Source organism: Rhizobium sp. Root708, from assembly GCF_001429725.1.
Classification (GTDB): domain Bacteria; phylum Pseudomonadota; class Alphaproteobacteria; order Rhizobiales; family Rhizobiaceae; genus Rhizobium.
The window spans coordinates 1-23,000 of record NZ_LMHV01000043.1; the positions used below are offsets into that span (position 1 = coordinate 1).

Sequence of the window (23,000 nt, forward strand, 5' to 3'; positions counted from 1 at the left end):
TCTTCGAAGCTGACGGCCCTGCAGACGCAGCAGTCGCTGGCGATCCAGTCGCTGTCGATCGCTAACTCTTCTTCGCAGAACATCCTGCAGCTGTTCCGCGGCTAATAAGAAAAGTTTATCAGGTATTTATCGAGAACATGGCCGCCGGTCTCCGGCGGCTTCCAAGACAAGCCACGCTCCCCGAGCGTGGCTTTTTTTATGCCCGTTAACCACTCGTTAACTATAGTTATGTTTTCTAGCGCCAACGAAACGGTATGTTAACCAAGCTTAAGAAGCGGTTAGCAGGCATGACGCTGATCCACCGTTCCCGGCGCGGACCGGAATGTCCCTTTTTATTCTTGCCATTGAGGGGCGCTTTTTCATGACCAGCATTTTGACCAATGTCGCCGCAATGTCTGCACTCCAGACGCTGCGCAGCATCAACTCCAACCTCGAGGACACACAGAACCGCGTTTCGTCCGGTTATCGTGTCGCTGAGGCCAAGGACAATGCGGCCTATTGGTCCATCGCAACCACCATGCGCTCCGATAACAAGGCACTGTCGGCCGTCTCCGACGCCCTCGGCCTCGGTGCCGCCAAGGTCGACACGGCCTATTCGGCCATGGACAGCGCAATCGACATCGTCAGCGAGATCAAGGCCAAGATCGTCGCGGCAACCGAAAAGGGCGTCGACAAGGCGAAGGTCCAGGACGAAATCTCCCAGCTGCAGCAGCAGCTTCTGAGCGTCGCCCAGTCGGCCTCCTTCTCCGGTGAAAACTGGGTTGCCGGCAACACCACGAAGAGCGTCGTCTCGTCCTTCATCCGCGATGCCAACGGTCAGGTCTCCGTGCAGACCACCGAATACGTGCTCGACGATACCTCGATGGGCAACGTTCTCTTCGGCGGCGACGGTTCGGGCGGCATCGACACCGCAAGCGGCATTCTCGGAACCGCAACCGGCACGGTCGGTTCGATCTACGGAATGAACATCAGCACCTTCAGCACCGAAGCGATCAACAGCGCCCTGACCACGGTTGAATCCGGCATCAAGGCGATGACGAAGGCGGCCTCGCAGCTCGGTTCGATTTCCACCCGTATCGACCTGCAGGAAAGCTTCGTTTCGAACCTCAGCGACTCCATCGACTCGGGCGTCGGCCGCCTCGTGGATGCCGATATGGAAGAGGAATCGAGCAAGCTGACCGCGCTCCAGACGCAGCAGCAGCTTGCGATCCAGTCGCTCTCGATCGCCAACAGCAGCGCTCAGAACGTCCTCACCCTGTTCAAGGGCTAAGACGGCCAAGCTCCTCTCTAGCGTTATCCGGCCGCCACTTGAGCCGATCCAGAAAGCCGCATCCCTTGGTGCGGCTTTCCCGTTGTTTTTGAAGCAATATTCAAGATTGCGCGAGGCTTGCGCAGGCGATTTTCGAGGTCTTGCGCAGGCTGCGTTGCTTGGTTAACCTCGCTTAATAATTGATTTGTCTAAGCGACAAACCGGTACAGGAAAGCTGGCCGGGGCATGACGCCAGGTCAGTCGCTGCCGGTCTCCGGCCTTGTCCCGTTCCCTATTTTAGAGCCAGAATATGACCTACAAGATCACGAGTAGCGCGCAGGTAAATGCGCTGGCCGCACTGCGCATCATCAACAAGGAAGCTGCGACCACACAGCAGCAGGTTTCCTCGGGATACCGGGTGGAGACCGCCGCTGACGACGCGACCTACTGGTCGTTCGCCAGTGTATTGCGGTCCGACAGCAGCTCTCTCCAGAACATCCATGATGCTCTCGGCGTTGGCGCCTCGAAGGTCGACACGGCCTACACCGCGATGGACAGCCTGATCGACCAGCTCGGAGATATCCGCACGACGCTCGTCACGGCCAAGGAAGCCGGCGTTGACAAGGACAAGCTCAACACGACGCTGACCGAGCTGAAGAACCAGATGAAGACGACGGTCACGACGACCAACATCGCCGGCGAGAACTGGTTGCTGAACCAGGACACCAGCATGCCGACGTCGCGCAGCGTCATCGGCGGCTTTACGCGGGGCAGCAGCGGTGAATTCCAGCCGCAGCTCATCAGCTATCCGTCGGATCAGGCGGTAATGATCGACACGCAGGACGCCAGCCGCGGTCTCCTGACCAAGTCGATCGACGCCAACACGCTGAACCCGGATGGCAGCTCGACGGCCAGAGACTATTACCTGCTGGACGCCGGCTCGACCACCGGCGCGAGCGGCACCGAAATCAAGCTCGACTCCAACACCACCGACGACCAGATCTCGGACATGCTGTCGGTGATTGATTCCATGCTCTCGTCCCTGACGACGACGGCGGCCGGCCTCGGAACGATGAGCGCTCGAATCAGCGACCGCGTTGATTACACCGCCAATCTGTCCGACCTGATCGACAAGGGCGTCGGCGCTCTTGTCGATACGGACATGGACGAGGCCTCGACCCGCCAGAAGGCGCTGGAGACGCAGCAGCAGATGGGCGTTCAGGCAATCTCTATTCTGAATACCGCGGCAAGCAAGGTGATGATCCTGCTGCAATAGGGTGGTCGGTTGCGGACCACGCCGGCCGCCCCCTTCATCCTCGCACAAGTTTGGCTTCCTAGGGTCGAACCAGAATGGCACAGGCGCGATCGGCGCCGGTGCGGTGGCGGATTCAGAGTAGGGCGCGGCATGTCGCAGGTTTCTGCAGAGACGAGGTGGTTTCGGTGAGTGCTCTGCTTTCTCGTTACCTAAAGGACTTCGGCGAGCCCGTCGTGGTGGCGCCGACCGTCGACACCTTCGATTTCACCGAGGACTTTACCAGCCAGGCGGATGTCGAGACCGAGCCGACGCTGGATCCGGAATCTCTGCGGCGCGAAGCGTATGACCACGGTCACGCAGAGGGAACCGCGGCGCTCGCCGAGAAATACGAGCTTGAGGCGCAGACCGTCGCTGAAGTGCATCAGCGCGAGATCGAAGAGCTTCGAAGCCACTATGAGAATGAGGTGGCCAGCCTGATCGCGTCAGGCATGCTGGCGATTTCGAACGAGCTCGCCGATCTCGTCAGTGCCGCCGTGACGAAGGCGCTGGCGCCGGTCATGACCGAGGTTTTGTCGCATAAGGCGGCACTCGAGCTCGCAGCCGAATTGCGCACGGCAATCGGAGCCGGTGAGGCTGGTGCTGTGGTGGTGAAGGGACCGACCGCGCTTTTCGAGACGCTGCGCACAGCGCTCGGAGAGCATGCCGGCGTTGTCCGCCACCATGAGACGACGGATATCGATTTGACTGCCGAATTCGGCGATGCGGTTCTGATGACCCGCATGTCGGCCTGGGCCGCGAGCTTGAAGAAAGTTCTGGAATGAGTGACAGCGAAAACCATCACCACGGCAAGAACGAGGTCATCATCATCAAGCGGCATGGTGGTGGTGATCACGAAGGCTCGCATGGCGGTGCGTGGAAAATTGCCTATGCCGACTTCATGACCGCTTTGATGGCGTTCTTCCTCGTCATGTGGCTTGTCAACGCGGCGAACGAGGAGACGAAGGCCTCCGTCGCGACCTATTTCAATCCGATCAAGCTCGCCGACGAGAAGCCGACCGAAAAGGGGCTGAAGAAGCCGGTCGAGCAGGCGGACGGCGAAGAGAAGCAGGATAAATCGAAGGAAAAGGAAGATCAGCCGAACAATGGCGCCGCAGCGGCGACGGGCGAAGATCAGACCTCGACCTCCGGTGACCAGACCAACTACTCGGAAGCCGACTTCTTCGAAAACCCCTATTCCGTTCTCGCCGAGATCGCACAGGAAGTCGGCCAGCAGGCAAACGTCAGCGCCAAGGGCGAGGGCGGTGCTGCCGACTCAGGGCCGGCCACAGGTGCCGATGGCGGCGAAGCCTACCGCGATCCCTTCGATCCCGATTTCTGGACGAAGCAGGTTCAGGTAACGCACGCCGACAAATCGCAGCCGGCGGCAAGCGATACGCTCGCCGATCCGGCGGAAGCCTCGACGGAGGTCGCGAAGGCCGAGCTGCAGAAGCCGGAAAACGAGACGCCGGCCGAAAAGGAACAGGCCGAGAAATCCGAGACCAAGCCCAACGAGGCGGCGGCGAAGAAGCTCGACAAGGACGGCATCGAAAACGAGCAGATGACCGAAGAGCAGAAGGCGGCCGAGGAGCAGCAGCAGGCGAAGGATCTGCAGGCCGAGATCGCCAAGCAGATCACCGGTGTTGCCGGGAAGCTCGCGGAAGGTCTGACAGTGACGCCGGCCGAGGGCGGTCTGCTCGTCAGCCTGTCGGATCAGAGCGAAGATTCCATGTTCAACGTGGGCTCGGCCGTGCCGCGCAAGGAAATGGTACTGGCAATGGAGAAGATCGGCGAGGTGCTCAAGGGCAAGCCTGGCGCCGTTGTGATCCGCGGCCATACGGATGGCCGGCAGTACAAGGGCGAGAACGAGAACTGGCGCCTGTCGATGGATCGCGCTCAGGCGGCCTATTACATGCTGGTACGCGGAGGCGTTGAAGAGAAGCGGGTTTCGCAGGTCTCCGGCTTTGCCGATCGCAAGCTCAAGGATGTTGTCGACCCGTTCAACGCCACGAACCGGCGCATCGAAATTCTCGTCCAGGCGGATCAGGGGTAATCGATGGGTCGTCGGCAACGCCGCTATCTTCTGCCTCTTCTCATCGGTCTCGCAACCGCGGGGCCGGTCGCGGCCGTCGCGGAAGAGCAGGAAGATATCGTCCCCTACAAGATGCTCCGCTCGCTGCAGTTCGTGCAGGACTCGGTCGTGCTCGGCGATCATTCGGCGGCTGAGATGCAGCGCTTCATGCTGAATACCATCGACAAGCGCCTGAGGGCTGTCGATCAGTCGGTGTTCGATGATGACCGGAATGTGGATGCGGCGCTAATCTATGCGATGAGCGGCGGCAATCCGCAGACATTGGAATTCCTGGTTGCCCGCGACGTCAACGGCTACTTCGACAATCGCGTCACCGATGTGCTGCGCAAATATCTGAGCGGCAAAGGATTGCTGGTTGCCAAGACGCTGGTCGAGACGGCCAACGAATATAAAGACAAGAAGATCGGGCCTTATCTCGCGCTCGTCGGCGGCAACGTGACGATTGCGAAGAGCCCGGGCGAAGCGCTCAAGCTCTACGATGAAGCACGCCTCAATGCGCCCGGCACGATCGTCGAGGAAGCCGCACTCCGGCGCTCGGTTGCCATCTGCGTCGATGCGGGAATGGTCGACAAGGGGCTGGACTATTCCCAGCGTTATGTGCGCCGCTTCCTGCATTCGCCCTATGCAAGCCAGTTCGCCGATCTTTTCGTAAGGCTGCTGGTCGAGCACGATCATCAGGTAAAGCCGAACGACGTCATCGACATTCTCTCCTTCATGGATGAGGCGCGACAGCGCGAGGTCTATCTGCGCATCGCGCGCGCCGCGGCCATTTCGGGCAAGGGCGAGCTGGCGCGCATGGCGGCGGGCAAAGCGCAGTCGCTGGCCGGCAACGCCAGCAACGCTTTCGGTGCCTTGGCGGACTTCTATGGTGGCATGGCGGCTATCCCGACCGACAAGATCGACACTGCGGCCAAGGACATCAGCACGATCCCCGACACCGACCTGTCGCCGCGAGACAAGGCGTTGAGGGCGGCCGCAAGAGCTGTGGCAGAACAGGTACTTACTCCGCCGGACCCGGCAAGCCTGACGCAAGCCACGGCCCCTAAATCTAGCGGGCAAGAAATGACTTCTGAACAGGCCGCGACTGATCCGCAGGCGCCCTCCGAGGCGGCGCCCGAGCCTGTTATCGGAGACACGGCATCGGCGAGCGGAGCGACTGCAGGGGGCCCACAGGATGCCGACCCTTCATTCAGCTCATTTGTCACGTCAAGTCGATCGAAGCTCGATGAGATCGATGGCCTTTTGAACAAAGAAAGCAACTGACATGGTGGACATCAGTGTTTCTGCAGGCGCTCCTGGCGCGGACGCCGTCACATCCGGTCGTCCGACCGGCAAGGGCGCCGCAGACGGAAACAGCGGTTTCTCCGACGTCTTGAACAAGGCCGGCGGCGCGAACCGCCAGGATAGCGGTACGGCCAGCGGCCAGACTGCAAATGCCCAGAATCCGAATGACACCGCAGCGGCGAGTACGAGCAATCGCCCTACGGCCCGCCCGGTCATCGATCTCAACGACGCGTCGCTTGCCGCCCAGGCCGAGGTGCAGCCAGAAACGACGAAGGCCATCGTCATCGACAAAGACATCCCGAAGACGGGCAAGGCTGACGGAAAAACGGGCAAGCGCGCCGCGAGCGACAAGGATGCCGAAGCCGATCTGAAGCTTGGTGATGAGCACGAGACGAAAGCCGGCGGCAAGCCGGCAAAGTCTGAAAGCAAGGACGCGGCCGATGATGACAGCGCCGCTTCCGACGTGCTGAGCCTGCTGAAGCAGACCCAATCGGCCAGCCCGACATCGGTTCTCGCTGACGCATCCGTGCTGGCAGGTCAGAAGGCCGCCGGCGGATCGACCATCGACCCGAAGGAAAAGGACGCTGGGCGCACGAAGGATGACGTCATTGCCGACGTCGGTGCCCTGACGGCGAAATCGACCAGCACGGATGAGGTCGAGTTGCCGACGGATACGACGGACACCAGCCAGCAGACCTTCCGATTGACGCGGGCAGATAACCGCGCTGCGTCCATGGATATGCATCTCGGCATCGAGAAGGATGCCGGTGAAGCTGGCGGAAAAGCTTCCGTCGACACCGTAACCGTTCTAGATTCCCGGCGCTTCATAGGCCTCGCGCAGAACACCAACTCCGCGGCGGTGACGGCCGCTATCTCCGGCGATTCCGAATGGGCGCATGCGATGCAGGCAAGCTCGTCGCTTTCGAACGCGGCCGAGTTGGGCAGCACCGGCAAGGTCGTCAACACGCTGAAGATCCAGATGAACCCGATCGATCTCGGTCTGGTGACAGCCACGCTGCGCCTCCAGGGCGACGCACTGAACGTCGATCTGAAGGTATCCACCGGAGCCGCCTACCGGCAGCTCAAGGACGATCATGGCAAGATGCTGGAGGCGCTGCGCGCACAGGGCTACGCCGTCGACAGCGTGACCATCAGCATGGCGCCGACGCCTGCGTCTGACGCCGGCCAGGCGAGCACGCAGAATGGCGGATCGCAGCAGCAGGCCTTCGCCCAGGGGCAGGGCGGCGAGGCGCAGGAGCGGCAGAACCAACAGGCTCAGCGCAATACCGGAGGCTTTAATGATGCAGGTGAAAGCGGCGTTGAAGGCGCTTCTTCTGGCGCCGCTGGCGGCAGCAGCACTGGCGGCGTCTACCTCTAGCGCGGCGGCCAGCGACGGCGCCTGCGAGCAGGAGATCCAATCGGCAGCCCTCAAGTACGGCATCCCCGAAGGGATACTCTATTCCGTGGGGCTGACGGAAACCGGCCGCAGGGGATCGCTTTATCCATATGCCCTCAACATCGAGGGGAAGGCGTTCTTCCCCCCGTCCGAAAACGCGGCACTGCAGCAGTTCGCCGTTGCCCGAAAATCCGGTGCGAAGCTAATCGACGTCGGCTGCATGCAGATCAACCAGTTCTACCACGGTGAGAATTTCCACTCGACCGAGGAGATGTTCGACCCGCGCCGGAACGTGGAGTACGCGGCCAAATTCTTGCGCAATCTTCACGATCGGCACGAGACCTGGACCATGGCGGTCGCCCGCTATCACGCAGGGCCGAACAATGATCCCGCGCAGAAGCAGTATGTCTGCCGGGTGATCGCAAATCTGGTCGCGACGGGCTACGGAAAATGGACTCCGAATGCGAGCAATTTCTGTAAGGCATGACTCAATCAGAAATAGCGAAAATAGAACAAATCAGAAATGTGACATAATGTGGCGAGAATCCGCCACAATGTGGCAAGGCAAGTCACTTTTAACCAGGCGTTAACTTTTCCACGAAAGATTTGTGTGAATAACTTTCTGCACCCACTACATGTAGATCAAATCGGGACCCAGTTCTTAATCAATTATTAATTTCCGCCTGTGAGTTCCTACACCTTGTCCCGGAATCCTGCGATTCGTACCCATAGGTCATCGAGGTGCCACAAGTGATTCGGAGGCGGACGAATGATCGTAGTGGTTGATGAGCGTGAGCTCGTGAAGGATGGCTACACATCACTTTTCGGAAGGGAAGGAATTCCCTCTACAGGATTTGACCCGAAAGAGTTCGGGGAATGGGTTCAAACGGCTGCGGACTCGGATATCGCGGCCGTCGAAGCCTTTTTGATCGGACAGGGTCAGCAGACCTTCGAGCTGCCGCGTGCAATACGCGATCGCACGCAGGCTCCGGTTATTGCGGTGAGCGACCAGCCGTCGCTTGAAAACACGCTGGCGCTTTTTGATTGCGGCGTTGACGACGTGGTGCGCAAGCCCGTGCATCCCCGCGAGATCCTTGCTCGCGCAGCGGCCATTCGCCGTCGCCTCAAGGCGATCTCAAGCCACACGGACATCGGCGGGATCCGGGTTTTCTCCGATGGTCGCGATCCTGAGATCCATGGCGAGGTTTTCGCCCTGCCGCGCCGCGAGCGCCGCATCCTGGAGTATTTGATCGCAAACCGCGGTCGCCGCGTCACGAAGACCCAGATCTTCAACGCCATCTACGGAATCTTCGATGAAGAAGTCGAAGAAAACGTCGTTGAAAGCCACATTTCGAAGCTTCGCAAAAAGCTGCGCAAGAAGCTCGGCGTCGATCCGGTCGATTCCAAGCGCTTCCTTGGCTACTGCATTGATTGGAATTGATTTTTTAAAGGCTAGGGCTGACGTGCGGCAAATGTGCCGCCCCTATTTCAGAAGCTGCCGATTGCCAGACAGCTTCACGCAAGGCCCGGCAAATACTCTTAAGCCTACCAAGGGAATCGAGGTTTTCAGATGAGCATTTTCGGCAGCATGAAGACGGCAGTGTCCGGCATGAACGCACAGGCAAACCGCCTGAGCACAGTCGCGGACAACATCGCGAACGCTAACACGACGGGCTACAAGGCCGTCTCTACCGCCTTCTCTTCGCTGGTGCTCCCTTCCACGGCCGGTAACTACAACTCCGGCGGCGTTCAGACCTCGGTTCGCCAGTCCGTTTCCGAACAGGGCGACATTTCCTACACGACCTCGGGCTACAATCTGGCGATCTCAGGTGATGGTTTCTTCATCGTGCAGAGCGCCGACGGCACACCGGTCCTGACCCGCGCTGGTGATTTCACGACCGACGATCAGGGTAACCTGGTCAACTCGGCCGGCTTCACGCTGATGGGCTATTCCTACGATGCCGGCTCACCCGCTGTCGTCGTCAACGGCTTCTCCGGCCTCGTTCCGATCAACGTGAACCAGTCCGGCCTGACCGCGATTGAATCGACGACCGGCAATTTCTCGGGCAACCTGAATTCGAACGCCAAGCTTGTGGACACGGCAACGACCGACACGCCGCTCGACAACTCCACTTCGGTCACCAGCGACACCAAGCAGATGTCGATGGTCGGCTACGACAAGCTCGGCAACACGGTTCAGTACGACTTCTACTTCACCAAGACCGCCGGTGCGACCGCAACGACGTCGGGAAGCTGGGAAGTCGCCGTTTACAGACACGCGGACGCCGCTACCGGTGGCACGTCTTCATTCCCTTACTCGTCTGCCGCTGTCGGCTCTGCCACGCTGGACTTCGACCTCAACGGCCAGATGACTTCAACCGGCTCGCTGACGATCACCGATACCGTCACGGGCGGTTCGATCGACATGGATGTGAGCGGCTTTACGCAGCTCGCGTCCGAATTCTCCGGCAAGGGTACGCCGAATGGCCAGGCAGCCAGCCCGGTCAAGAGCGTAACGATCGACAAGGACGGCACGGTTTATGCCAAGTACTCGGATGGCACGTCCAAGCCGGTTTACCGTGTTCCGCTCGCGACCGTCGCCAGCCCGGATAATCTGACGCTGATGAGCGGCAACGTCTACAGCGCCAACGGTCAGTCGGGCGTTACGGTCACGGGTTTCCCGCAGACCAACGGCTTCGGCCTGATCCAGTCGGGCGCGATGGAAAGCTCGAACGTCGACCTCGCCGGCGAGCTGACCGAGATGATCGAATCGCAGCGCAGCTACACCGCCAATTCCAAGGTCTTCCAGACGGGCTCCGACATCATGGACGTGCTCGTCAACCTCAAGAGATAATGTAAGGTACGGGTAGCCATGTCGCTTACTTCGGCACTGAATACGGCACAGAGCATATTCAACAATACCGGCACTCAGAGCAGTGTGGTATCGAACAATATCTCGAACTCCAGCAACAGCGACTACGTGCGCCGTCAGGCGATGATCACGACGTCTCTGAATGGAGCGCAGGTCGTAACGATCAGCCGCGCCCAGGAAGACGCACTGATGCGGCAATGGCTGAAGGCCAGTGCGCAGGACAGCGGACAGCAGACCCTGCTGTCCGGCCTGACCGATCTGAAGTCGATCATGGGCGGCAACGATTACGAGACGTCGCCGGCGACCTACCTCTCCACATTCCAGGAAAAGCTCCAGGCTTTCCGTACCTCTCCCAGCAGCACGATCGCCGCGCAGAGCGCGGTGACCGCCGCGCAGGACGTTGCGAACTCGCTGAACAACGCCTCGAAGTCGGTCCAGGCGGTTCGTCAGGGTGCGGACAAGGAGATCGGGACGCAGGTCTCGACCCTGAATACGCTTCTTACGCAGTTCAAGACCGCGAACGATGCGGTCAAGAGCGCGACGGCGACAGGCGGAAACGCCAACGACGCACTCGATGAGCGCGACAAGATCCTCAAGCAGATCTCGTCCATCGTCGGCGTGAACGCGGTCGATCGCACCAACGGCGATATGGCGCTCTACACGACCGATGGCACAGTCGTCTTCGACACGATCCCGCGCACCGTAACCTTCGTCGCGCAGGATACCTACACCGCGCAGACCAAGGGCAACGGCGTCTACATCGACGGCGTCCTGCTGGCGAGCGGAACGGGATCAACGACGTCATCGCAGGGAAGCCTGCAGTCGCTTCTGCAGGTTCGCGACGACATCGCGCCGACCTTCCAGGCGCAGCTCGACGAAATTGCCAAGTCACTCGTTTCCATGTTCTCGGAAAGCGACGGCGGTACGCCGGCAACGACAGCTCCGGGCCTGTTCGTATGGAAGACTTCGGCGGGTGTCGACGGCGACGTTCCGACCACGCCTGACGTGATCGCGGGAATTTCGGCGACGATCTCGGTCAACACCGCGGTCATCACCAACCAGGGCGGTGACCCGATGAAGCTGCGTGACGGTTCGATCACCGGATTGACGAACCTGAACACGAACAACAGCAGCGGCTTCTCAGACAATCTCGACGCGCTCTACACGAAGATGAACACCGCGCAGACCTTCTCGTCGGATGCGGGCCTGTCGTCGAACGTCAACATTCTCAGCTATGCGTCGAATTCGCTCGGCTGGCTTGAGCAGTATCGCAGCGACGCAACCACTGCGTCTGAAAACACCTCCGCAGCGCTCTCGCGCTCCACGGAAGCTTATTCCAACGAGACCGGCGTCAACCTCGACGAAGAGCTGACGCTGCTGCTCGATATCGAACAGTCCTACAAGGCGGCCACGAAGATTCTCAATGCGGTCGACGAGATGTTGAAGTCATTGCTGGACATAGCGAGTTAAGCCATGAAGAGTTCATTTATCTCCAGTTCAGCCATCCAGAACGCCATGCGGTTGACGATCAATCAATCGCAGAAGCAGCTGGTCAAGGCATCGCTCGAGGCAACCACCGGCGTTTACGCGGATATCGGTGCGTCGCTGGGTTCGGGCGCCGCCAAGAGCGTCAACTTCACGGCCGAAGTCAGCCGTATCAAAGCTCTGAAGGGCAGCAACTCCGTCGTTTCAGCGCGGCTTGAAGCCTCGCAGCTCGGCCTCGACAAAATGAAGACGACGGGCGATGCGCTGGTTTCCAAGCTTACCGCGCTTCAGGGCAGCCAGGACAAGACCAGCATCACGGTGGCCATACAGTCCGCGGGCGACGCGCTGTCGCAGCTCATGGACACCGGCAACACCATGCTGAACGGCGAATACCTGTTCTCCGGCATCAACACCGATGTGCAGCCGTTGAAGGACCAGTCGGCTGCCGTAACCGCCAACATCACGGCGGCACTCGGTACCTACGCGACCGGACTCGGTAAGACGGTCGGCGACCTCACCGGTACGGAGATGGAAACCTTCATCACCGGCACGGTCGAGCCAATGTTCTCCGAGGCAAACTGGACTGATCCGACGACCGGTTGGTCGAGCGCTTCCAGCCAGAACATGACCAGCCGCATCGGCAGCTCGGAAGTCGTGACCTCATCGACGAACTCGAACTCCGAAGGCATGCGCTATTTTGCAATGGCTTCGATCACGGTTTCGGCTCTCGCCGGCCAGGGCATCAGTGCTGACGCACTGGGTAAAGTGACCTCCAAGGCGATCGGCTATGCCGCACAGGCGACAACGGGCATCGTCGGCCAGGCCAGCCAGCTCGGCCTGTCACAGGAGCGCGTTGAAAAAGCAAACGACGCGCTAGATGCTCAGTCGAGCATTATTCAAAACAAGCTTGTCGATCTTCAGGGGGTCGATACCTCTGAAGCCTCGACCCTCGTCAATACGCTCCAGACTCAGCTCGAAACCGCTTACACGATCGTATCGAAAATTCAGCAGTTGAGCCTCGTGAATTACCTTTGATGATCAAAGGTTAGAAATACAAAGAAGGATGCATGAATGTATCAGTTCTCTTATGCCGAGGTCATGCAGGACTCGGTGGCCGACGCGAAGGAGCGGGAGCGTCAAGTCCTCGATCGGTCGATCGAACTGCTCTCGATTGCGAGGGACAAAGAGAAGTACAGCCGTGAGGCCATCGATGCATTGTTCTACACCCGGCGTGTTTGGGTAAGTTTCATCGAAGACCTCAAGCATCCGGACAACCAGCTTGAAATACAGCTACGGGCAAATCTGATTTCGATCGCTATCTGGATTTTGAAGGAATGCGATCGGATCAGGCGGCGCCTATCGACGAATTACCAAGGCATCATTGACGTTACCACCATCATCAGGGATGGACTTAAATGAAAAGTACACTTCGCATATCGCTTAAAGCCGGGGAAAAGATCTTCATCAATGGTGCGGTTTTGCGCGTCGACCGGAAGGTCGCGCTGGAATTCCTGAATGATGTCACGTTCCTCCTCGAAAACCACGTTCTCCAGCCGGAAGATGCGACGACGCCTCTGCGCCAGCTTTACTTCATCGCGCAGATGATCCTCATCAATCCGGAAGGCAAGGAACAATCCACCACGATGTTCCGCAAGTCGATCACCATGCTTCTGAGCTGCTTCCGCAACGAGGAAGTTCTGGCTGAGCTGAAGCGTATCGACGGTCTCGTGTCGACCGGACGCGCGTTCGACGCCCTCAAGGCTATTCGCGGCCTTTATACGATCGAAGACGGCATCCTCAACAATCACGAAATGCCGCCGACCATGGTCGAGCAGATTCGCAAGGAGATTGCACCATGGCGGTAAGTGGCGTTTCCAGCACGTCCAGCACCTCGTCCTCGTCGAGCACGTCGAGCGCGCAGCAGTCCGCGACGCTGAACTACGACAACTTCCTTCAGCTGCTGATCGCGCAGATGAAAAACCAGGATCCGACGGACCCGGTCGACGCCAGCGAGCAGATGTCTCAGCTTGCCAGCTTCTCGCAGGTTGAGCAGACCATCCAGACGAACACCAAGCTGGACAGCCTGCTGGCAAGCTCGAGCCTGACGCAGGGCAGCAGCTATATCGGCAAATACATGACCAGCGCCGACGGCACCGTCAAAGGCACGGTTGCTTCGGTCAAGGTTTATTCCGATGGCATCATTGCTACGACGACGGATGGGGGTAGTATCCTCGTACAGGCGGGAATCACTCTGTCTGATTCCGCACCGGCCGACACGTCGACGTCTGGCTGAGCTGCAAACGATTGAACACAACGGTCCGACCCGGTTGGGGCGGACCGAAAGGCGATATGAGGTTGCCTGATGAATGAAGCTGATGCACTCGATATGTTCCAGGCCGCGATCTGGACCGTCCTCGTTTCAGCCGGACCGGCCGTTGGCGCTGCCATGGTGGTCGGCCTGGTCATTGCCCTGTTCCAGGCGCTGACGCAGGTGCAGGAAGCAACGCTGACATTCGTGCCTAAGATCGTCGCGGTTCTGGTGACCATCGGCATTTCCGCGCCGTTCGTCGGATCGCAGATTTCGATCTTTACCAATCTGGTATTCTCGCGCATTCAGTCTGGCTTCTGAGCCACCCTCGCGCAAGCTTCGCCATTTAACAGTCGATCCGAATGGTGGGCATCATGCCCACTCCTCTCATGAAGAGATGGAATCGACATGGCGCAACCACCTGCACTCCCCCTTCCGAAGTCCGGCCCCAATCTGCGCGATGTCGGCTTTGCGATGGGCATCATCGTCATCATCTGCGTGCTCTTCCTGCCGATCCCGCCGTTCCTGATCGATTTGGGACTGGCATTCTCGATCGCGTTCTCGGTGTTGATCCTGATGGTCGCGCTGTGGATTCAGAGGCCGCTCGAATTCTCGTCCTTTCCGACCATTCTGCTGATCGCCACGATGACGCGACTGTCGCTGAACATCGCGACGACGCGCGTGATCCTGTCTCACGGCAACGAGGGGCATGACGCCGCCGGCGGCGTCATCGCCGGCTTTGCGAACCTGGTCATGTCCGGCGACTTCGTCATCGGTTTGATCGTCTTCCTCATTCTGATCACCATCAACTTCATCGTTATCACCAAGGGTGCGACGCGTATCGCGGAAGTCGGCGCGCGTTTCACCCTAGACGCGATCCCAGGCAAGCAGATGTCGATCGACGCCGACCTTTCGGCCGGCATCATCGACGAGAAGGAAGCCCAGCGCCGCCGTCGGGAGCTCGAGGAAGAAAGCTCCTTCTTCGGTGCGATGGACGGTGCTTCCAAGTTCGTGCGCGGCGATGCGATCGCCGGCTTGATGATTACCGCGATCAACGTCTTCGGCGGCATCATCATCGGCTACTTCCGCCACGGCATGCCGATCGGCCAGGCCGCCGACGTATTCGTCAAGCTCTCCGTCGGTGACGGCCTCGTATCGCAGATGCCGGCCCTCATCGTTTCGCTGGCAGCGGGCCTTCTCGTTTCGCGCGGCGGCAACGTCGGCTCGACCGACAAGGCCGTCGTCGATCAGCTGAGCGGATACCCGCGCGCGCTGTCGGTCTCCGCCGTGCTGATGGTCATTCTCGCCCTGATGCCGGGTCTGCCGTTCGTGCCCTTCATGTCCCTTGGCGGCCTGCTTGCTTTCGGCAGCTGGTTCATCCCCCGTCAGGTCGAGGCCGAGAACAAGGCGCGTCGCGAGCAGGAAGAAAAGAAGGTCGTCCAGAACAAGGAACTCGAGAAGGACTCGGTCAAGTCGGTCCTGCGTACCTCGGAAATCGAGCTTGCGCTTGGCAAGATGGTCTCGACGCGGCTCCTCGGCGCTCATCAGGAGCTGGCCTTCCGCGTCGGCAAGATGCGCAAGAAGTTCGCCACGCAGTACGGCTTCGTTGTGCCGGAGATCAAGGTCACCGACGACATCGCCATTCCGGAAAAGTCCTATCAGATCCGCGTCCACGGCACGACGATCGCTTCCAACATGCTGCGCGTCGGCGAAGTTCTCGTCGTCACCGGTTCCGGTCGCCGTCCGAGCATACCGGGCGACGAAATTCGCGAACCCGCGTTCGGCATGCCGGCGGTATCGATCCTCGAAGCATTCTCGGAAGATTTGAAGCGCGAAGGCTTCCAGCCGATCGACAACGTTTCGGTCGTTCTGACGCATATGAGCGAAGTCATTCGCAACAACTTGCCGGCGCTGCTGTCGTACAAGGATGTGAAGGTCCTGATCGATCGCCTGGACCCGGAATACAAGAAGCTCGCGGACGAGATCTGCACTTCGCACATGTCCTACTCGGGTCTGCAGGCGGTGCTCAAGCTGCTTCTCGCCGAGCGTGTTTCCATCCGCAATCTGCATCTCATCCTCGAAGCCGTAGCCGAACTGGCGCCGCATGTGCGCAAGACCGAGCAGATCGTGGAACACGTTCGCGTTCGCATGGCGCAGCAGTTGTGCGGCGATCTGGCTGACAACGGCGTGCTGCGCGTCCTGCGACTCGGCAGCAAGTGGGACCTCGCCTTCCATCAGGCTCTCAAGCGCGACAACAAGGGCGAAGTCGTCGAATTCGACATCGATCCGCGGCTGCTCGAAGAGTTCAGCGAGCAGGCCACCGAAGTTATCCGTGAATTCATGGATCGCGGTCTGCCTTTCGCCCTTGTCACCTCGCCTGAAACACGGTCCTATGTTCGCATGATCGTCGAGCGGCTGTTCGCAACGCTGCCGGTTCTCTCACATGTCGAACTTGCCAAGGGCATCGAGATAAAGATTTTGGGCTCTATTTCATGATAACTGACCCGCAAGGGACCGTCCTTGCGCTGTTCCTGATTTTCTGCAGGATCGGTGGCTGCGTGCTTGTAATGCCTGGCTTTTCGTCGGCCCGCGTGCCGCAGGTACTACGGGTTTTCATGGCTGGGGCGCTTTCTCTTTCGGTGTTGCCGGTTCTCTGGGATACGGTCTATCCGGCCGTCCACACGTCCAGTGCCACTTATATCGGCTTCATTTTCAGCGAATCGCTGATCGGCGCGATGTATGGAATGCTCGCGCGTCTCTACACGCTTGGCCTTCAGTTCGCCGCGAGCATTCTCGCCATGATGATCGGCTATTCCCAGCCGAGCGCACAGGATGTGTTCGAAGATACGTCTGAAAGCGCCTTGTCCGGCTTTGTCACCTTTGCCGGCATGATGATTCTCTTCATGATGGACTTCCATCACATTGTTTTCCGGGCGCTTATCGATTCCTACACTTCGATGCCCTTCGGCGGCATGATGCAGATGCGCAGCACGTTGATTTCGTTCACCGATACGCTGTCCAACACGACCTACATCATGCTCCGGCTGGCAAGTCCGTTCCTGATCTACGGTCTGCTCTTCAACATTGCGATCGGCTTCATCAACAAGCTGGCGCCGCAGATCCCGGTCTACTTCATCTCGACACCCTATCTGCTGCTTGGCGGCCTTTTCCTGTTCTATTTCTCGGTCGCGGCCCTGATCAGCCAGTTCGGACAGTCGTTCGCCACAGTCTTTATCGGAAGGTGAGGGGATGGCTGAGCAAACCCGGTCGCAGAAGCTGAAGCGCCTCGTGGCGGTCCAGCGTCATCTTGAGCAGATGGCCGAACACGACCTCGCCGAAACGAGCCGCCAGCGTGCCGAAGTCAACGAGCAGATGGACGTCGTCATCCAGGCGCTGGGATCGCTCGACCCCGTGCACAGTGCTTTTTCCCAGGGCTATGCCGATCGGTTCAACCGGCTCGGCATCAAGGACAAGCAGCTGACCGGCATGCAGGAGGTCCACGAGATGCGCGCCCGGCAGGAGCGCGCCAAGGGCGACCGCCTGGAGGAGGGCATGAAGGAAGCCCTCGATGCCGAGCGCCGGGAAGCCGACGACAACGCAGTCTATGATATCATCGATCAAAAATTCGGTACGCCAGCCTCCAGCAAGCTTCAAAAACCATAATCGTCACGATCTTAAATCAAGAGGATTGTGACTTGGCTATTTCACCTCCGAGTGATCTGGTCCTGGATGTCGTCAAGGCGGCTGACCCGCTCGAAGTCCAGGCGGCCCAGGAAAAACTGAAGGCAAACCAGGCGGCTTTCGCGGCAAACAGCCTTGCGGAAGCAGGCAATGGCTTCACCTCCGCTGTCGACATTCTCGATCGCGCGACCAGCAAGACCGGTCTGAGCGATACGAAGAATCGAGCCACCTCCTCGGAGAAGGTTCCAGATACCTATCGCAAGTTCGAATCGATGGTGTTGCAGAACTTCATCAAGAACATGCTGCCGAACGAGAGCGAAGACGTTTACGGCAAAGGTGCCACCGGTGACATCTGGAAGGGCATGATGGCCGAGCAGCTCGGCAACGTCATTTCTCAGGGCGACGGCATCGGCGTCGCCAAGCAGCTCTATCACGACGCCTTGCGCAAGCAGGAAGGCAAGGTGGTCAACGCATCGACCGATCAGGACGATCGGAAGGTTGCGATGAGCATGGTCGACGAATTCCAGCGCAAGACATTCGGCACGACGACCGCCGATAACAAAACCAGCAACGACGCCTGAGACAATCGAGGACAAAAATGGAAATAATCTCGAACGAATACCGGATCAAATCGGTTCTTGGACGCCTTGAAATGATCATCGACAACGAGAACACGCGCATCGGCAACGATCCGCAGTTCGATCTCAAGGTCTCGAACGCGCACAAGAGCCGTTGCCTGTACGAACTGTCGATGCTGTTCCGGGATACCGATCCCAAGGAGCTCGCTGCTTCGCATCTCGATCAGCTGCATGGCCTGAAGAAGAAACTCGCTTTGAACGCTCGTCGCGTCGAAGCGCACCTGGAAGCCGTCCGCACGGTTGCCGATCTTCTGAAGAACGCCGTTCAGGATGCCGACGCGGACGGTACCTATTCTCAAGAGCAATTCGCATTGCGTGACCACTGATGATCAAACTCGTTCTCACAGGCATCTGGGTCTGCGCGATCACGCTGGCATCGGTCTATTTCTCGGTGCACATGGCGACGGCGCCGGCAGCCGCGCCTGAGACCTCCAAGCAGACGCAATTGGAACTTGTGAAGGGCGAGTCGATCACGATACCGGTCGTCAAGGACGGCGCTGTCGCGGGCTACTTCCTGGGAAAAGTGTCGTTCATGATGAACAAGGAAATGGTCAAGGGCGCTTCGTTGCCGTTGACCGAGATGACCACGGATGAACTCTTCACCCTGCTCGTCGGCAACAAGATGGTCGATGTCGGCAACATGAAGTCGTTCGATCCGCAGGCCTTCCGCGAAATGATCAAGAAGGACATGAACGAGCATCTCGGCGGTGAATACATCGCCCAGGTCATGCTCGAGCAGCTCGATTACCTTTCCAAGGCTGAAGTCGCGGCCAACGCGTCCGGGCAGCAGAAGAAGACGGTGAAGCCGGTCAATGTCGTCCCTCCGGAACCTGTGAAGGATCCAGCAACGGAATAGCAGCCTTCAACGGCGCCTTCGGGCGCCGTTTTTGCTTGTTCGCGCCGGCTTGGTTAATGATTTCCTGATTTCTGCCAGAGAATTCAAAGGGTTTTTCTAAAGGTTGCTTGAAACGCGCCTGCTATAAACTTCCCTGATGGGCTCGCGTTGGCATCCCAGGCACTTGTCTCTTGTCCCCGGGATGCTCGACGAATGAAGCACTATCGCCAGGAAGCAGGCATGAATCTCATCGCGAATTTCGCGGTGTTGGCATCGCGCCGCGTCATTTTCGATGTCCCCGTCTGCGATCTCGGCTGGGAAGACGCGCTGGTCTTCATCAACGAGCTGTTGTCGATGCCGGTCGGGCAGACCTCGATCTCCTTCGTCAACGCGCACAACATGCTGATGACGCTGCGCGATGAGGAGTATCGCTCTATCCTGGCCCGCAATCTGGTCCTGCCGGATGGTATCGGTCTCAATATCGCGTCCAAGGTGGCGCACGGAACGCCGTTCCCGGCCAATCTCAACGGTACCGATTTCGTGCCGGCACTCCTCACCTTCATGGAGCAGCCGCGCCGCATCGGCCTGATCGGCGGCCAGCGCGACGTTGTCGAGAGAGCCGCAGCGAATTTCCGACGGCACGCCCCCTGGCACGAACTCGTCGTCGTTTCCGACGGCTTCTTCGACAAGGATGATCCGTCAGAGGTCATCCGCGAGGTCGAGCGGCTGAAGCTCGACATCCTCATTATCGGCATGGGCACGCCGCTGCAGGAAAAGTGGGCACACCACCACATCCGTACCGACCACGCCCGTCTGGTGATGACCGTCGGCGCATTGTTCGATTTCGTGTCCGGCCGCGTGCCGCGTGCGCCGAAGATCGTGCGCGCCATGCGCATGGAGTGGGCCTACCGGCTGCTGCAGGAGCCTTCCCGTCTGTGGCGGCGCTATATGATCGGCATTCCGGTGTTTCTCTATCACGTCGTTCGGTACCGGTTTCGCAGGCATGCCGGGCTGAAGGCCATCCAAGACGAACGTACGCGCTGAGCATTAACCATTTCTTTGCCAGGAATGTTTAAGGTCGATTAACCATCTCGCCTGATGGGAATCGAACGTTCCACGCATGAGATCTGGCGATGCGCGACACATATTCGAGACGCCCGAACAATACCGTCCATACGCCTGCGCGAGCAGGCCGTCCGTTTGGCCAGGCCACGGCAGGGCCCGCGCACGGGACAAGCGCGCCGCCCGAAGCGGAACTCCTTCGCCTTATCGAACGCTCACTGCAGACGCAGCGGGCCGAGCAGCAGGCGGAAAATGCCACCCTGCCGCTACTCAATCGGATCGAAACAATTCTCGGCAAGCGCATCGAAGCGGCCAATGACGAGCAGGTATTGCCGGAAGTCGTGGTCAGCGAGCCGCTGGCGCTGAAGCCGCCAGCGATGCCACTGGCCGCGAACGACGTGAAACCGGTTGCGGTTCGCAGAGAACCTTCAAGACGCGCCATCTGGCCGCTTGCCGTCGTCGGCGCGCTTTGCGTTCTCGGTGCGGCGGCCGGCACTATGGTGCCTGCCGAACCTGAGGAGTATGTCGCCCGCGGCATCCTCGCCGTAAAGGGTGGTCCCGAAAACGTCGCCGCAGCCCAGAGCGCTTTGACGTCTCCGAAGACGATCGCCGCCGTCGTCGGCGCGTTGAAACTCGATCACGATCCCGAATTCGCCGGTACCCAACCGGATGCCTTACATGTCGCGGTCGATCTTCTCTCCGCCAACGGGACGGCTTCCGACGCGGTCTCGCGGGCAGAGGCCACGCTTGCCTCGGCAATGCAGGTGTTCACCGACAAGGCGACAGGCACGGTGGACTTTACCGTCACGACGGGCAGCGCCAGCAAGTCCGCCCGGGTCGCAAACTACCTGGGCTCGATCATCTCTATCCCGACAGCGGGCGGAGCGGCCGGTGACCGGGCGCTAAAGAAGGCGAGCGAAGCAGCACAGGCGCAACTCGCTGCCTTCACGGAGAAGAGCGGCGAGGGCAACGTCAAGGTCGCCGGCGATCTGCAGCAGCAGATTGCCCAGCTCGACGCCGATCTCAAGACCGCGGAGCAGCGGATCGTAACCGCCAAGGAGCGATCGGACCGCCTGCGTACGGCGAAGCTCGGCGATGTCCTGACGGGTGCGATTTCCGCCGATATCGGTTCTCCCGCACTGGAAGACCGGCGCACCCGCTATGCGACCGCCAAGTCGGCACTGGCCCAGCTCTCGGCAAATCTCGGACCCCGGCACCCGCGCTTGGTCGCGCAGCAGGGCGAGGTCGATGGCCTGCGCGACGCGATCAGCGAAGAACTCGCCAGGCTGGCTCGCGATTCTGCCGGCGATGCCAAGGCGGCGGTCGATGCAAGAAAGCGGATGAACGACCAGCGCAACGCGCTGATTGCGCAAAGCAAGGACACCGGCGTCGATCTCGCCAAGCTGACCGAGCTGCGCGACAAGGCTGGCGCGGCTCGCGCACGGCTCGAGGATGGAATCCTGACCGCTGGTGTTCCCTCGGCAAGCCAGATCGTCATGCAAGGCATGCCGCAGGTTTTCCCGACGAACGAGGGGCGCATCTCCGTGATGGCAACGCTGCTCGGCGCGGCGGCCGGACTTGCCTTCGGCCTCGCGTTGATGTGGCGCCGACGACCAGCGGACACCGACCACGATGTCCCGTCGCTTCGGGAAATTCCGGCCGTTGCCGAACCTTTGATCGAGCCGGTCGCTCCCACTCCGGAGCCCGTCGTCACCGCGCGGCGGAATGAGGTGGATCTCGTCCGCTCCGAAATCGCCACCATGCGCAGCAAGCTGCAGTCATACGCGGCGGGATCCTAGCGGCCAGCCACCACGATTGTCCTTGCATTTCCTATTTCAGGCAGGATACGGCGTTCGCAGGCAAATCGTGCCGAACGCCGCTGGCTAGAATGGCGAAGGCAAGGGCAGGAGACGGTCTTGACGACAGTGATCGACGGCAAACAGGTTGCAGCTTCTGTAATCGAGACGGTGAAGGCCGCGACATCGGCTTTGCAAAAGCAGAGCGGTGTGACGACGGGACTGGCGGTGGTCATCGTCGGTGACGATCCGGCAAGCCACGCCTACGTCAACTCGAAGGGCAAGATGGCCAAGGAGTGCGGTTTCAAGTCCGTGCAGCATACGCTGCCCGTGGAAACCAGCCAGGAAGAGCTTGCCGCTCTTGTCGCCTCTCTGAACGAGGATCCCTCGATCCACGGCATTCTCGTGCAGCTGCCGCTGCCGAAGCATCTGAAAGCCGATCCGATCATTCAGTCGATCCGTCCGGAAAAGGACGTCGACGGCCTGCACGTGGTCAATGCCGGCAAGCTTGCGACCGGTGATCTCGAAACGGGCCTCGTCTCCTGCACGCCTGCTGGCGCCATGGTGTTCGTGCGCCGCACCCATGGCGAGGACCTGTCGGGCCTGAACGCCGTCGTCGTCGGCCGATCCAACCTGTTCGGCAAGCCGATGGCGCAGCTGTTGCTGAATGCCAACGCCACGGTGACGATCGCGCATTCGCGCACCAGGGATCTGTCGTCCGTCTGCCGCAACGCCGACATCCTGGTAGCGGCCGTCGGTCGTCCGGAGATGGTCAAGGCGGATTGGGTCAAGCCGGGCGCAACCGTCATCGACGTCGGCATCAACAGGATTGCAGCACCCGAGAAGGGTGAGGGCAAGACGCGGCTTGTCGGCGATGTCGCATTTGCCGAGGCGGCTGATGTTGCCGCGGTGATCACGCCGGTTCCCGGTGGTGTCGGTCCGATGACNTGAGGGCAAGACGCGGCTTGTCGGCGATGTCGCATTTGCCGAGGCGGCTGATGTTGCCGCGGT

At 59.9% G+C, this 23,000-nt stretch carries 24 protein-coding genes and 1 pseudogene; all 25 read left to right on the forward strand.

Going from position 1 to position 23,000, the window contains the following annotated elements:
* Positions 1–105 (forward strand): annotated as a pseudogene (locus ASE04_RS32295) (flagellin); the annotation flags it as partial.
* A gap of 256 nt (positions 106–361) precedes the next feature.
* Positions 362–1,270: a flagellin N-terminal helical domain-containing protein gene (locus ASE04_RS24455; protein WP_056825701.1), complete on the forward strand. Its 909-nt coding sequence runs from the start codon at positions 362–364 to the stop codon at positions 1,268–1,270.
* 289 nt (positions 1,271–1,559) lie between these two features.
* The gene (locus tag ASE04_RS24460) at positions 1,560–2,525 is read left to right on the forward strand and encodes a flagellin N-terminal helical domain-containing protein (RefSeq protein WP_056824100.1); all 966 of its coding nucleotides are present in this window, start codon (positions 1,560–1,562) and stop codon (positions 2,523–2,525) included.
* 164 nt (positions 2,526–2,689) lie between these two features.
* Positions 2,690–3,325 (forward strand): hypothetical protein, encoded by a 636-nt coding sequence (locus ASE04_RS24465; RefSeq protein ID WP_056825703.1) that lies wholly within the window; start codon positions 2,690–2,692, stop codon positions 3,323–3,325.
* Positions 3,322–4,593 (forward strand): MotB family protein, encoded by a 1,272-nt coding sequence (locus ASE04_RS24470; protein WP_056824103.1) that lies wholly within the window; start codon positions 3,322–3,324, stop codon positions 4,591–4,593. Before ASE04_RS24465 ends, ASE04_RS24470 begins: the two co-directional genes overlap by 4 nt.
* 3 nt (positions 4,594–4,596) lie before the next feature.
* Positions 4,597–5,895: a chemotaxis protein MotC gene (gene motC / locus ASE04_RS24475; RefSeq protein WP_056824106.1), complete on the forward strand. Its 1,299-nt coding sequence runs from the start codon at positions 4,597–4,599 to the stop codon at positions 5,893–5,895.
* Position 5,896: 1 nt separating this feature from the next.
* On the forward strand, positions 5,897–7,294 hold the full coding sequence (gene fliK, locus ASE04_RS24480) for a flagellar hook-length control protein FliK (RefSeq protein ID WP_056824109.1): 1,398 nt from the start codon (positions 5,897–5,899) through the stop codon (positions 7,292–7,294).
* On the forward strand, positions 7,215–7,799 hold the full coding sequence (locus ASE04_RS24485; protein WP_200960772.1) for a transglycosylase SLT domain-containing protein: 585 nt from the start codon (positions 7,215–7,217) through the stop codon (positions 7,797–7,799). The genes fliK and ASE04_RS24485 overlap by 80 nt, the downstream gene beginning before the upstream one ends.
* Before the next feature lie 282 nt (positions 7,800–8,081).
* A complete protein-coding gene (gene rem, locus ASE04_RS24490; RefSeq protein WP_056824113.1) occupies positions 8,082–8,753 on the forward strand; it encodes a transcriptional activator Rem in 672 nt (223 codons plus the stop codon).
* Between the two features lie 129 nt (positions 8,754–8,882).
* Entirely contained in the window at positions 8,883–10,166 is a 1,284-nt protein-coding gene (locus tag ASE04_RS24495) for a flagellar hook protein FlgE (protein WP_056824115.1), read from the forward strand.
* An 18-nt stretch (positions 10,167–10,184) separates the two neighbouring features.
* Entirely contained in the window at positions 10,185–11,654 is a 1,470-nt protein-coding gene (gene flgK, locus ASE04_RS24500) for a flagellar hook-associated protein FlgK (RefSeq protein ID WP_056824118.1), read from the forward strand.
* A 3-nt stretch (positions 11,655–11,657) separates the two neighbouring features.
* Complete coding sequence (locus tag ASE04_RS24505) at positions 11,658–12,704, forward strand: flagellar hook-associated family protein (protein WP_056824121.1); 1,047 nt, start codon at positions 11,658–11,660, stop codon at positions 12,702–12,704.
* Positions 12,705–12,740: 36 nt separating this feature from the next.
* Positions 12,741–13,088 (forward strand): flagellar biosynthesis regulator FlaF, encoded by a 348-nt coding sequence (flaF, locus tag ASE04_RS24510; protein ID WP_056824123.1) that lies wholly within the window; start codon positions 12,741–12,743, stop codon positions 13,086–13,088.
* A complete protein-coding gene (gene flbT / locus ASE04_RS24515; RefSeq protein WP_056824126.1) occupies positions 13,085–13,534 on the forward strand; it encodes a flagellar biosynthesis repressor FlbT in 450 nt (149 codons plus the stop codon). The genes flaF and flbT overlap by 4 nt, the downstream gene beginning before the upstream one ends.
* Complete coding sequence (gene flgD / locus ASE04_RS24520; RefSeq protein WP_056824129.1) at positions 13,525–13,962, forward strand: flagellar hook assembly protein FlgD; 438 nt, start codon at positions 13,525–13,527, stop codon at positions 13,960–13,962. The genes flbT and flgD overlap by 10 nt, the downstream gene beginning before the upstream one ends.
* A gap of 69 nt (positions 13,963–14,031) precedes the next feature.
* On the forward strand, positions 14,032–14,298 hold the full coding sequence (gene fliQ, locus ASE04_RS24525; RefSeq protein ID WP_056824131.1) for a flagellar biosynthesis protein FliQ: 267 nt from the start codon (positions 14,032–14,034) through the stop codon (positions 14,296–14,298).
* 87 nt (positions 14,299–14,385) lie between these two features.
* The gene (flhA, locus tag ASE04_RS24530) at positions 14,386–16,473 is read left to right on the forward strand and encodes a flagellar biosynthesis protein FlhA (protein ID WP_056824134.1); all 2,088 of its coding nucleotides are present in this window, start codon (positions 14,386–14,388) and stop codon (positions 16,471–16,473) included.
* Positions 16,470–17,222, forward strand: a complete 753-nt coding sequence (gene fliR, locus ASE04_RS24535) for a flagellar biosynthetic protein FliR (RefSeq protein ID WP_056824137.1) — start codon at positions 16,470–16,472, stop codon at positions 17,220–17,222. Before flhA ends, fliR begins: the two co-directional genes overlap by 4 nt.
* Before the next feature lie 4 nt (positions 17,223–17,226).
* Positions 17,227–17,640, forward strand: a complete 414-nt coding sequence (locus ASE04_RS24540; RefSeq protein ID WP_056824140.1) for a hypothetical protein — start codon at positions 17,227–17,229, stop codon at positions 17,638–17,640.
* A gap of 32 nt (positions 17,641–17,672) precedes the next feature.
* Complete coding sequence (locus ASE04_RS24545) at positions 17,673–18,239, forward strand: rod-binding protein (protein ID WP_056824143.1); 567 nt, start codon at positions 17,673–17,675, stop codon at positions 18,237–18,239.
* A gap of 17 nt (positions 18,240–18,256) precedes the next feature.
* Complete coding sequence (locus tag ASE04_RS24550; RefSeq protein WP_056824146.1) at positions 18,257–18,622, forward strand: hypothetical protein; 366 nt, start codon at positions 18,257–18,259, stop codon at positions 18,620–18,622.
* On the forward strand, positions 18,622–19,152 hold the full coding sequence (locus ASE04_RS24555; protein ID WP_056824149.1) for a hypothetical protein: 531 nt from the start codon (positions 18,622–18,624) through the stop codon (positions 19,150–19,152). The genes ASE04_RS24550 and ASE04_RS24555 overlap by 1 nt, the downstream gene beginning before the upstream one ends.
* Positions 19,153–19,371: 219 nt before the next feature.
* Positions 19,372–20,175 carry a WecB/TagA/CpsF family glycosyltransferase gene (locus tag ASE04_RS24560; protein WP_056825708.1) on the forward strand — a complete coding sequence of 268 codons (804 nt, stop codon included), beginning with the start codon at positions 19,372–19,374 and terminating at the stop codon, positions 20,173–20,175.
* A gap of 89 nt (positions 20,176–20,264) precedes the next feature.
* Positions 20,265–21,992, forward strand: coding sequence for a hypothetical protein (locus ASE04_RS24565; RefSeq protein WP_056824153.1), 1,728 nt, complete (start codon positions 20,265–20,267; stop codon positions 21,990–21,992).
* Positions 21,993–22,109: 117 nt separating this feature from the next.
* Positions 22,110–22,936: bifunctional methylenetetrahydrofolate dehydrogenase/methenyltetrahydrofolate cyclohydrolase FolD (gene folD, locus ASE04_RS24570; RefSeq protein WP_056825709.1), on the forward strand; the 827-nt coding region annotated here is incomplete at its 3' end.
* Positions 22,937–23,000: the final 64 nt, after the last annotated feature.

What these genes read in the sequence shown, in the direction of transcription:
- flgD (WP_056824129.1), top strand. Translation starts at nt 13,525, where the DNA reads ATGGCGGTAAGTGGCGTTTCCAGCACGTCCAGCACCTCGTCCTCGTCG.
- fliQ (WP_056824131.1), top strand. Translation starts at nt 14,032, where the DNA reads ATGAATGAAGCTGATGCACTCGATATGTTCCAGGCCGCGATCTGGACC.
- flbT (WP_056824126.1), top strand. Translation starts at nt 13,085, where the DNA reads ATGAAAAGTACACTTCGCATATCGCTTAAAGCCGGGGAAAAGATCTTC.
- ASE04_RS24555 (WP_056824149.1), top strand. Translation starts at nt 18,622, where the DNA reads ATGATCAAACTCGTTCTCACAGGCATCTGGGTCTGCGCGATCACGCTG.
- ASE04_RS24560 (WP_056825708.1), top strand. Translation starts at nt 19,372, where the DNA reads ATGAATCTCATCGCGAATTTCGCGGTGTTGGCATCGCGCCGCGTCATT.
- ASE04_RS24550 (WP_056824146.1), top strand. Translation starts at nt 18,257, where the DNA reads ATGGAAATAATCTCGAACGAATACCGGATCAAATCGGTTCTTGGACGC.
- ASE04_RS24495 (WP_056824115.1), top strand. Translation starts at nt 8,883, where the DNA reads ATGAGCATTTTCGGCAGCATGAAGACGGCAGTGTCCGGCATGAACGCA.
- ASE04_RS24505 (WP_056824121.1), top strand. Translation starts at nt 11,658, where the DNA reads ATGAAGAGTTCATTTATCTCCAGTTCAGCCATCCAGAACGCCATGCGG.
- flgK (WP_056824118.1), top strand. Translation starts at nt 10,185, where the DNA reads ATGTCGCTTACTTCGGCACTGAATACGGCACAGAGCATATTCAACAAT.
- ASE04_RS24470 (WP_056824103.1), top strand. Translation starts at nt 3,322, where the DNA reads ATGAGTGACAGCGAAAACCATCACCACGGCAAGAACGAGGTCATCATC.
- flhA (WP_056824134.1), top strand. Translation starts at nt 14,386, where the DNA reads ATGGCGCAACCACCTGCACTCCCCCTTCCGAAGTCCGGCCCCAATCTG.
- fliR (WP_056824137.1), top strand. Translation starts at nt 16,470, where the DNA reads ATGATAACTGACCCGCAAGGGACCGTCCTTGCGCTGTTCCTGATTTTC.
- ASE04_RS24485 (WP_200960772.1), top strand. Translation starts at nt 7,215, where the DNA reads ATGATGCAGGTGAAAGCGGCGTTGAAGGCGCTTCTTCTGGCGCCGCTG.
- ASE04_RS24540 (WP_056824140.1), top strand. Translation starts at nt 17,227, where the DNA reads ATGGCTGAGCAAACCCGGTCGCAGAAGCTGAAGCGCCTCGTGGCGGTC.
- rem (WP_056824113.1), top strand. Translation starts at nt 8,082, where the DNA reads ATGATCGTAGTGGTTGATGAGCGTGAGCTCGTGAAGGATGGCTACACA.
- fliK (WP_056824109.1), top strand. Translation starts at nt 5,897, where the DNA reads ATGGTGGACATCAGTGTTTCTGCAGGCGCTCCTGGCGCGGACGCCGTC.
- ASE04_RS24455 (WP_056825701.1), top strand. Translation starts at nt 362, where the DNA reads ATGACCAGCATTTTGACCAATGTCGCCGCAATGTCTGCACTCCAGACG.
- ASE04_RS24460 (WP_056824100.1), top strand. Translation starts at nt 1,560, where the DNA reads ATGACCTACAAGATCACGAGTAGCGCGCAGGTAAATGCGCTGGCCGCA.
- ASE04_RS24565 (WP_056824153.1), top strand. Translation starts at nt 20,265, where the DNA reads ATGCGCGACACATATTCGAGACGCCCGAACAATACCGTCCATACGCCT.
- motC (WP_056824106.1), top strand. Translation starts at nt 4,597, where the DNA reads ATGGGTCGTCGGCAACGCCGCTATCTTCTGCCTCTTCTCATCGGTCTC.
- flaF (WP_056824123.1), top strand. Translation starts at nt 12,741, where the DNA reads ATGTATCAGTTCTCTTATGCCGAGGTCATGCAGGACTCGGTGGCCGAC.